The organism is Streptacidiphilus pinicola (genome assembly GCF_003258295.1).
Classification (GTDB): domain Bacteria; phylum Actinomycetota; class Actinomycetes; order Streptomycetales; family Streptomycetaceae; genus Streptacidiphilus; species Streptacidiphilus pinicola.
In genome coordinates this window covers 284-5,736 of record NZ_QKYN01000252.1, presented here as the reverse complement: position 1 = coordinate 5,736, position 5,453 = coordinate 284, and the positions used below count along the sequence as shown (strand labels likewise).

6 protein-coding genes are annotated in these 5,453 nt (G+C 74.1%); 2 read left to right on the top strand and 4 right to left on the bottom strand.

Going from position 1 to position 5,453, the window contains the following annotated elements; genetic code table 11:
* Window positions 1–69 precede the first annotated feature (69 nt).
* Window positions 70–972 carry a LysR family transcriptional regulator ArgP gene (locus DN069_RS38640; protein ID WP_111507910.1) on the bottom strand — a complete coding sequence of 301 codons (903 nt, stop codon included), beginning with the start codon at window positions 970–972 and terminating at the stop codon, window positions 70–72.
* A 67-nt stretch (window positions 973–1,039) separates the two neighbouring features.
* Between DN069_RS38640 and DN069_RS38635 the strand changes: the two genes are divergently transcribed.
* Window positions 1,040–1,654, top strand: coding sequence for a LysE/ArgO family amino acid transporter (locus DN069_RS38635; RefSeq protein WP_111507909.1), 615 nt, complete (start codon window positions 1,040–1,042; stop codon window positions 1,652–1,654).
* 15 nt (window positions 1,655–1,669) lie between these two features.
* On the opposite strand, the gene DN069_RS38630 is transcribed toward DN069_RS38635, so the two are convergent.
* Entirely contained in the window at window positions 1,670–2,344 is a 675-nt protein-coding gene (locus DN069_RS38630) for a GntR family transcriptional regulator (protein ID WP_111507911.1), read from the bottom strand.
* Between the two features lie 98 nt (window positions 2,345–2,442).
* Here DN069_RS38630 and DN069_RS38625 point away from each other — a divergent pair, with 98 nt between their 5' ends.
* Entirely contained in the window at window positions 2,443–3,738 is a 1,296-nt protein-coding gene (locus DN069_RS38625; protein WP_111507908.1) for an alpha/beta fold hydrolase, read from the top strand.
* 19 nt (window positions 3,739–3,757) lie between these two features.
* Here DN069_RS38625 and DN069_RS38620 read toward each other — a convergent pair whose 3' ends face one another.
* A complete protein-coding gene (locus DN069_RS38620; RefSeq protein WP_111507907.1) occupies window positions 3,758–4,765 on the bottom strand; it encodes a proline racemase family protein in 1,008 nt (335 codons plus the stop codon).
* 25 nt (window positions 4,766–4,790) lie between these two features.
* Window positions 4,791–5,453: dihydrodipicolinate synthase family protein (locus tag DN069_RS38615; RefSeq protein ID WP_243640336.1), on the bottom strand; the 663-nt coding region annotated here is incomplete at its 5' end.

Genomic DNA, 5,453 nt, shown 5'->3' with positions numbered 1-5,453 from the left:
AGAAGTGACCCACCCGCCCCCCAAGGGCCTCCCGCCGCTCCCGGCGGGAGGCCCTTGGCCGTGCGCGGGTCAGCGCAGGCTGCGGCCGGCGGCCTCGGCGATCGCGGCGGCGACGGTGAACAGGGCGGGTGAGTCGAGACGCCACTGCTGCCAGAAGAGGGGGACGTCGAGGGTGTGCCCGGGGAGCAACCGGGCGAGGGCGCCCGAGTGGAGGCCGAGGAGGGCCTGTTCCTCCGGGACGAGTCCCCAGCCGAGGCCGGCGGTGACGGCCTGGGCGAAGCCCTCGCTGGAGGGGACGTAGTGGCGGAGCGGGGAGGCCGGTTGACCACCCGTCAGATCGCGGGCGAAGGCGTCCTGGAGGTCGTCGCGGCGGTCGAAGCAGACCAGGGGGGCGCGCGGGACCCAGTGCGCGGGCGGGCCGCTGCGCCAGCGGGCCGCGAACGCGGGTGTGGCGACAGGCAGATAGCGCATCGCGCCGAGGCGGCGGACCGAGCAGCCCGCGACCGGGTCGGGCGAGGAGGTGACCGCGGCGAGGACCTCGCCCTCGCGCAGCAGTTCCGTCGTGTGGGCCTCGTCCTCGCGCCGCAGGTCGAGGTAGAGGTGCGCGTCCTCGGCCAGGGAGGCGAGCGCCGGGACGAACCAGGTGGAGAGCGAGTCCGCGTTGACGGCGATCGCCAGCCGCGTCGGCGAGGCGGTGGCCGGCCCGCCGTCCATGCCGAGCTCGGCGCGGGCGTCGCCCTCCAGCCGGGCCAGCTGGCGGGCGTAGCGGACGACGACCTGCCCGGAGTCCGTCGCCCGCACCGGCCGGGTGCGGGTGAGCAGCACGCGTCCGGTGCGCTGCTCCAGCGCCTTGACGCGTTGGCTCACGGCCGAGGGCGTGACGTGGAGGACCGCGGCCGCCGCGTCGAAGGTGCCCTCGTCGACGACGGCCAGCAGGGTGCGGACCAGGTCGTACGGCAGCTCGTTCTTCACAAGCGCTAATGGTACGTAAAAATCTTTAGCTGGTCTTAGCAGCCACCCGCTCCCTACGGTGGCGACCATGGGGAACGCACTCACCGCCGCCGCGGCCGGCTTCGGCACCGGCCTCTCGCTCATCGTCGCCATCGGCGCGCAGAACGCCTTCGTGCTGCGCCAGGGCATCCGCCGCGAGGCGGTCCTGCCGGTGGTGGCGATCTGCGCGGCCTCGGACGCCGTGCTGATCGCCTGCGGCGTCGGCGGACTCGGCGCGCTGGTCACCGCCTGGCCTGCGGCGCTGACCGTGATCCGCGCCGTCGGCGCGGCCTTCCTGGTCTGCTACGCGGTCCTCGCCGCGCGCCGCGCCCTGCGCCCGTCCGCCGCGCTGGAGGCGGGCGGCCCGGCCGTCCACTCCGGTCGGCGTGCGGTCCTCACCTGTCTCGCGATGACCTGGCTCAACCCGCACGTCTACCTCGACACCGTGCTGCTGCTGGGCGCGGTCGCCGCCGGACACGGGCAGCTGCGCTGGCAGTTCGCCGTCGGCGCGGCCCTCGCCAGCGTCTGCTGGTTCGCCGCCCTCGGCTTCGGCGCCCGCCTGCTGGCCCCGTTCTTCCGCCGCGCCTCCTCCTGGCGTGCCTTGGACGGCCTGGTGGCGACGACGATGCTGGTCACTGGCCTCACACTGGCCGCGGGCGCGTAGCGCGAACGAGCCGGCTCAGTCCCCCTGGGCCCACAACTTCCGGACGTGCCCGAGGTGTTCGGCGGTCAGCCGCTCGACCGCGACGAGGTCGCGGGCCAGCATCGCGTCGAGCAGCCGCTCGTGCTCCTCCGCCGAGTCGACCAGGCGGCCCGCCGAGACCAGCGCCTGCAGACCGTAGAGGCGGGAGCGGCTGCGCAACTCGCGGACGGTGTCCACGAGATGGCGGTTGCCGTGCAGGGCCAGCAGCCCGAGGTGGAAGCGTCTGTCCGCCTCGATGTAGGCGACCAGGTCGCCCTCGCGCGCGGCGGTGACGATCTCGCGGGCGTGCGCGCGCAGCGGCTCCAACTGCTCCGCCGTCGCCGTCCGCGCGACGCGGACGGTGGCCGGGATCTCGATCAGTTCGCGGATCTCGGTGAAGTCGTCCAGGTCCTGCTCGGTGAGGCCGATCACGCGGAAGCCCTTGTTGCGCACCACCTCGACCAGGCCCTCCTTGGCCAGGTCGAGCATCGCCTCGCGCACCGGCGTCGCCGAGACGCCGAACTCGGCGGCCAGCGCCGGCGCGGAGTAGACGATGCCGGGACGCAGCTCACCCGCGACCAGCGCCGCGCGCAGCGCGTGGGTGACCTGCTCGCGAAGGCTGCGCCGCTCCTGGACGGCGGGCAGGTTGAGCCCGCCGCCGGGTCTGTCCATCGACTCCGGGTTCACCTGGGACCTCTCGCTCACTGGGTGTGCCACATCATCCTGCACCATGACACGGCACCACCGAAGCCCCGGGCGATACTGCTGTCATGACCGCTCCCCGCAGCCTCGGCCACCGGCTCCCCGGCCTCGCCGTCACCGACCACACCTTCACCGTCCCGCTGGACCACCACAACCCCGCGCGCGGCAGTATCGAGGTCTTCGCCCGCGAGGTCGTGGACCCCGACAAGGCGGAGCAGGAGCTGCCGTGGCTGCTCTTCCTCCAGGGCGGTCCGGGCGGCAAGGCGCCGCGGCCGACGGCGGGCAACCCGTCGTGGCTGCGGCGGGCGCTGCGGACGCACCGCGTCCTGCTGCTGGACCAGCGCGGGACCGGCCGCAGCACCCCGGTCACCGGGCGCACCGCCGCGCGCTTCCCCTCCGCGGCGGCGCTCGCCGAGCATCTCGGCTTCTTCCGCGCGGACTCGATCGTCGCCGACGCCGAGCTGATCCGCCGCCGTCTGACCGGCGGCCGGCCGTGGGAGACCCTCGGCCAGAGCTACGGCGGGTTCCTGACACTGACGTACCTCTCCCGGGCGCCGGAGGGGCTGGCCGCCTGCTACGTGACCGGCGGCCTGGCGGGCCTGACGGCCGGCGCGGAGGAGGTCTACCGTGCCACGGCGCCGCGCGTCCAGGCCAAGAACGCGGCCTTCGCCGCCCGCTACCCCGGCGACCAGGAGACCCTGCGCCGGCTCGCGCAGCGCCTGGCGAAGGAGCCCGCCCGCCTGCCGGACGGCGACCTGCTGACGGTCCGCCGGCTGCGCTTCCTCGGGCTGGAGCTCGGCATGGGCGCGGGTTTCGAGCAGCTGCACTGGCTGCTGGACGAGGCGCTGGACGCCGACTGCGCGCCCACCGACGTCTTCCTGAACGAGGTGGGCCGGCTGACCGGCCTGGTCGCCAACCCTCTGTTCGCCGTACTGCACGAGTCGATCTACGGTCAGCCGGGCTCCGGGCCGACCGCCTGGGCCGCGCAGCGCGTGCTGGACGCGCTGCCGCAGTTCGCCGAGGACGCCGATCCGCTGCTGCTGACCGGCGAGATGATCCTCCCCTGGATGTTCCGGGACGTCGCGGCGCTGCGCCCGTTCGCCGACGCCGCGGACCTGCTGGCCGAGCGCGCTGACTGGCCCGCGCTGTACGACCGCACCCGGCTGGCGGTCAACCGGGTGCCCGTCGCGGCGGCGGTCTACTTCGACGACATGTACGTCGACGCGCACCTCTCGCTGCGGACCGCCGCCGAGGTCGGCTCGGTCCGCACCTGGGTGACCAACGAGTGGGAGCACGACGGTGTCCGCGTGGACGGCGAGCGGGTGCTCGGGCGGCTGATGGACATGGTGGCCGGTCAGGTCTGAGCCCGGCGTCCGGTCCGGGTCACAGCAGGAAACCCTCCGGGAACGGGTCCGTCGGGTCCAGGAAGTACTGCGCGGTCCCGGTGATCCAGGCCCGCCCGGTGACCGTGGGCACCACGGCCGGGAGACCGCCGACGGTGGTCTCCTCCACCAGCCGTCCGACGAACCGGGTGCCGATGTAGGACTCGTTGACGAACTCGGCGCCCAGTGCGAGCTCGCCGCGCGCGTGCAGTTGGGCCATCCGCGCCGAGGTGCCCGTCCCGCAGGGCGAGCGGTCGAACCAGCCCGGGTGGATCGCCATCGCGTGCCGGGAGTGCGCGGCGGTCGAGCCGGGCGCGGCGAAGTACACATGGTGCACCCCGCGGATCCGCGGGTCCTCGGGATGGACCGGCTCGTCGTGCTCGTCGATCGCCGCCATGGTGGCCAGGCCCGCCGCCAGGATCCGGTCCTTGGTGGCCCGCTCGCGGTCGAACGGCAGCCGGTAGTCGTCGAGTTCGACGATCGCGTAGAAGTTGCCGCCGAAGGCGAGGTCGTAGCGGATCTCGCCGTGACCGGGGACGTGCACCTTGGCGTCGAGCCGCGCGCAGTAGGACGGCACGTTCGTCAGCGTGACCGACGTCGCCACGCCGTCCGCGACGGCCACCTCCGCGCTGACCAGCCCGGCCGGGGTGTCCAGCCGCACGGTGGTGACCGGCTCGACGACGGGCACCATGCCGGTCTCCACCAGCACGGTGGCGACCCCGATGGTCCCGTGCCCGCACATCGGCAGCAGACCGGACACCTCGATGAACAGCACCCCATAGTCGGCGTCGGGCCTGGTCGGCGGCTGCAGGATCGCTCCGCTCATGGCGGCGTGGCCGCGGGGCTCGTACATCAGCAGCGTCCGCAGGCCGTCCAGATGGGTCTGGAAGTACGCACGCCGCTCGGCCATGGTCGCGCCGGGGACCACTCCCACCCCGCCCGTGATCACGCGGGTGGGCATGCCCTCGGTGTGGGAGTCGACGGCGTGGTAGACGTGACGGGTTCTCATCGGCTTCCCCCTCGCTCTGTCCCGGTTACCGCAGGCCCTCGGCCAGCAGCTTGTCCGTGGCCAGCCGCACGGAGCTCAGGATCTCACCCCGGAGCGGGCCGCGCGGGGCCCGGCAGGGGCCGCCACGGCGGCCGGCCAGGTCCATGGACAGCTTGATGGCCTGGACGAACTCCGTCTTCGAGTCCCAGCGCAGCAGCGGGTGCAGTTGCCGGTAGCGGGGCAGGGCCTCGGCGAGGTCGCCGGCGACGGCCGCCCGGTACAGCTCGGCGCAGGCGGCAGGGAGGGCGTTCGGGTAGCCGGCGATCCAGCCGACGGCGCCGGCCAGTGCCAGCTCCAACAGCACGTCGTCCGCGCCGACCAGCAGGTCCAGGCCGGGGGCGAGCTCGGCGATCTCGTAGGCGCGGCGCACGTCGCCGCTGAACTCCTTGACCGCCACGATGTGTCCGGCCGCGTGGAGTTCGCCGAGCAGCGCGGGGACCAGATCGACGCGGGTGTCGTGCGGGTTGTTGTAGGCGACGACGGGCAGGCCCGCCCGCGCGACCTCCGCGTAGTGGGCGAGCACCGCCTCCGGCCCGGCGCGGTAGGCGTTCGGCGGCAGCTGCAGCACGGAGCCGCAGCCGGCCTCGGCCGCCTGCTCCGCCCAACGGCGCGACTGCGCCGAGCCGTAGGCGGCGGTGCCGGCCATGAC